The organism is Meridianimarinicoccus marinus (assembly GCF_040689105.1).
Lineage (GTDB): Bacteria > Pseudomonadota > Alphaproteobacteria > Rhodobacterales > Rhodobacteraceae > Meridianimarinicoccus > Meridianimarinicoccus marinus.
The window spans coordinates 1-1,386 of record NZ_JBFBVU010000076.1; the positions used below are offsets into that span (position 1 = coordinate 1).

General features: G+C 67.1%; 1 protein-coding gene. It reads right to left on the bottom strand.

Annotation, left to right across the window (positions count from 1 at the left end; genetic code table 11):
* Nucleotides 1-1,386 (bottom strand): 3-isopropylmalate dehydratase large subunit (gene leuC, locus AB0T83_RS20215; RefSeq protein ID WP_366194994.1); only part of this gene is annotated, 1,386 nt, incomplete at both ends.

Consider the following 1,386-nt stretch of genomic DNA (forward strand, 5'->3'; position numbering starts at 1 on the left):
GCGCACGTCAGTCAGCTTGCCTGTGACGGCGGCGGCGGCGGCCATGGCGGGGCTGAGCAGGTGGGTGCGTCCGCCCCGGCCCTGACGGCCTTCGAAGTTGCGGTTCGAGGTGGCGGCGCAACGCTCGCCGGGGGCCAGTTGGTCGGGGTTCATGGCCAGGCACATGGAGCAGCCCGCGAGGCGCCATTCGAATCCGGCCTCCTTGAAGATGTCGGCCAGGCCTTCTTCCTCGGCCTGCGCCCGCACCAGACCCGAGCCCGGCACGACCATGGCCCGCATGCCGTCCTTGATCTTGCGGCCCTTCAGGATGGCGGCGGCGGCGCGCAGATCCTCGATCCGGCCGTTGGTGCACGAGCCGATGAAGACCGTGTCGATCTCGATCTCGGTCAGCGGCGTGCCCGGCGTCAGGCCCATGTATTCCAGCGAGCGCGCGGCGGCTTCCACCTTGCCGCCCTTGAAATCCTCGGGCGCGGGAACCTTGGCGGTGATCGGCAGCACATCCTCGGGCGAGGTGCCCCAGGTCACGACCGGTTCGATCTCTTCGCCCTTCAGGGTGATGACCTTGTCGAAATGCGCGCCCTCGTCGGTGTAGAGGGTCTGCCACCACTCCATGGCCTTGTCCCAATCGGCGCCCTTGGGCGCGTGCGGGCGGCCCTTGACGTAGGCGAAGGTCTTTTCATCCGGCGCGATCAGACCGGCGCGGGCGCCGCCCTCGATGGCCATGTTGCAGACCGTCATGCGGCCTTCCATGGACAGGTCGCGGATCGCCTCGCCGCAGTATTCGATGACATAGCCGGTGCCGCCGGCGGTGCCGGTGACGCCGATCACCGCCAGGGTGATGTCCTTGGCGGTGACGCCCGGCTGCAGCTTGCCGGTGATCTCGACCTTCATGTTTCTGGATTTCTTCTGGATCAGGGTCTGGGTGGCCAGCACATGCTCCACTTCCGAGGTGCCGATGCCATGCGCCAGCGCACCGAAGGCGCCATGGGTGGCGGTGTGGCTGTCGCCGCAGACCACGGTCATGCCGGGCAGGGTCCAGCCCTGTTCGGGGCCGACGATATGCACGATGCCCTGACGCACGTCCGACACCGGGTAGTAGTGGATGCCGAAATCCCTGGCGTTCTTGTCCAGCGCGGCGACCTGGATGGCCGAATCCTCGGTCATGTTCTTGGGATCTTCGCGGCCCGGCGTGGTGGGCACGTTGTGATCCGGAACGGCGATGGTCTTGTCCGGCGCGCGCACGGTGCGGCCCGCCATGCGCAGCCCTTCGAAGGCCTGCGGGCTGGTGACTTCATGCACCAGGTGGCGGTCGATATACAGAAGGCTGGTGCCGTCCTCGGCCTCATGGGCCAGATGGGCATCCCAGATCTTGTCGTAAAGCGTCTT